Source organism: Bacteroidota bacterium (assembly GCA_013696965.1).
In the GTDB taxonomy this organism is placed as follows: Bacteria; Bacteroidota; Bacteroidia; order JACCXN01; family JACCXN01; genus JACCXN01.
This window is the reverse complement of record JACCXN010000048.1, coordinates 1-2,149: the sequence shown is the minus strand read 5'-3', so window position 1 is coordinate 2,149 and position 2,149 is coordinate 1. Positions and strand designations below refer to the sequence as shown.

The window sequence follows — 2,149 nt, the reverse complement described above, 5'->3', positions numbered from 1 at the left end:
AAATAGAAAAACAATTTTTGAACCTAAAAACAAATGATATACCTTTGACCAAATTGTGCACTCTTGTTTCCATTTTCTGTGCACTCTTATTTACCATTTTCTGTGCATTGTTGATTACCGACTACAGAATAAAATTTATATTTATCTGTTAAAAACGTAAATATATAGGAGAAATACAAATAAAAAGGAAGAATTAGAATTTCATTTGTTTAAGTTATTAACAATTGATTGTTTTCAATAGATTGGTATTATTTACGTTTTTTGAATATTACGTTATCTGAATAAACATAGAAAAGGTAAAAGTGATAAACTGGAGTTGCTTTTCACAAATTGTTTATTGTCAATGTATAAAAGATTTTACAATTAACAGTTTCATTTTTCTTATTTCCAATTATATTTTCCATAAACTTAGTTTTACAATAAAGCTCCTCAGAAAACGTATTTTTTTTAATAGAAAATTGCTTTAAAAGCAACTTTACATTTTTGTACTTAGTTACCGGTAGTCCCACAATAATTTCCAAGGGTATTCGGTTCAGAAAAAATTAAATATTTCTTTTACTCCATACTTACTCCGATATTACTCCAAAGATACTCCGTTATTACTTGCCTTTAATCTCCCTATTCAAACGATATCATAATCTAATCTAAGTTGTATGACAGACCTATGTTAAACCAAACAGAAAGGAAATATGACCCAATGAAAATTCATTACTAACCATGAAAGTCAGGAACGAAAACCCATACGCACAGGTAAGCACATTCACAATTCCCTCAAAAACCCATCACGCAAACCAAAAATTGTAAATAAGCTTCCCTTCTTCCTTCCCCAGGCTAGATTTCAATTTTTTTATCCCCACCCCTTAAAAAAACAAAACACACAACCCACGCTGTAACTGTCACTATTCATTAACGTTGTGCTATTCGCAACTAATCGTGACTTCCTAGACAAGTGGGAAATGCCAACAGCTAACATTGCATATTTGCAAGTGGCGGTCTAGGTACTCTATTGCAAAGCCTTGTATTTCTATTAACTTTGCTGCCAGCGGTTTTTGGTTCGGTGCTATAACCGCCACCTGCATATATGCAAATACCGTTATGCGGCAGCCTCTTGGACCGCAATCTCCAAGAGACTTTCTGGCTGTTTTGGCTTTTAGCATTTAAGAAGTTTTCTGCAAACTTTCAAAACCTGGAGATGCCATCGCTTCGTGCTTGTTTTTTTTCCTCACGCACTAAAAAATTAATATTGCCAGCGCAAAAATAGCACTTTCCATTTTCCCCTTATTCACGGCCCATCACACAGAAAAATGAAAAGAGCTATTTCCACAGCGCAAGTGCCTGCATATATATTTCAGGAAAGTAATTGGCTTCTACAAAGAATTAAATATTATATTTGATTAATAACAAAACATTTAATAATGAAAAAAATAGTTTTACTTTTTTTTGTGACAATTTTATTTGTTGATTCTGTAAAAAGCCAAGAAGATTTAAAGGTTCGAAACGAATCAATGAATAAAATTTCATTTGGAGTTAACATTGTTCCATTTTCTTTAACACCTATATCTTGGGGATTGCGATATCCATATCTTTATATGTTAAATTACAACAGAAAATACAGAAAATATAATCTAAAAAGCGGATTAGAATTTAATTATACTTCCAGAAAAGATGAACAAGGATACAAATACGTTTATAATGGTTTATTAGGAAAAATTGGTATTGAAAGAGTGTTTCCTGTAGGTGGAAAAAATAATTTTTTATTAGGAGCTGAATTGATAGGACTCACTGAATATTGGATAAAGTACCGCACGTATAATTATGGAGGTGGTATATCACCTGCTTGGCAATTTTTTATTACTAATAATATTAGTTTAACAACTGGTATTACTATAAATATTACACCTAGTCTAGAACATAGCAAACGTATTGAATATATGGATGGAAGATTTCTATTTATAACATTAGATTATAATTTTTAATTTTAATAATTGATTGATATGTAGTTATGATTATTGTGTATCCCCATGTCTTGTCCTGAAATAGGTTTACACTAAAAAAGTGTAAAATGGACAAAAAAATCATTCAAAAATCGAATAGACTTTTCAGCGAGTCGGAGAAACATGAAATTATAAAAGAGCTGTTTGCAAACCAA

At 31.0% G+C, this 2,149-nt stretch carries 1 protein-coding gene; it reads left to right on the top strand.

Translation table 11 applies throughout. The annotated features are described in order from the left end of the window. Nucleotides 1-1,415 precede the first annotated feature (1,415 nt). The gene (locus H0V01_07660; GenBank protein MBA2583245.1) at nt 1,416-1,976 is read left to right on the top strand and encodes a hypothetical protein; all 561 of its coding nucleotides are present in this window, start codon (nt 1,416-1,418) and stop codon (nt 1,974-1,976) included. Nucleotides 1,977-2,149: the final 173 nt, after the last annotated feature.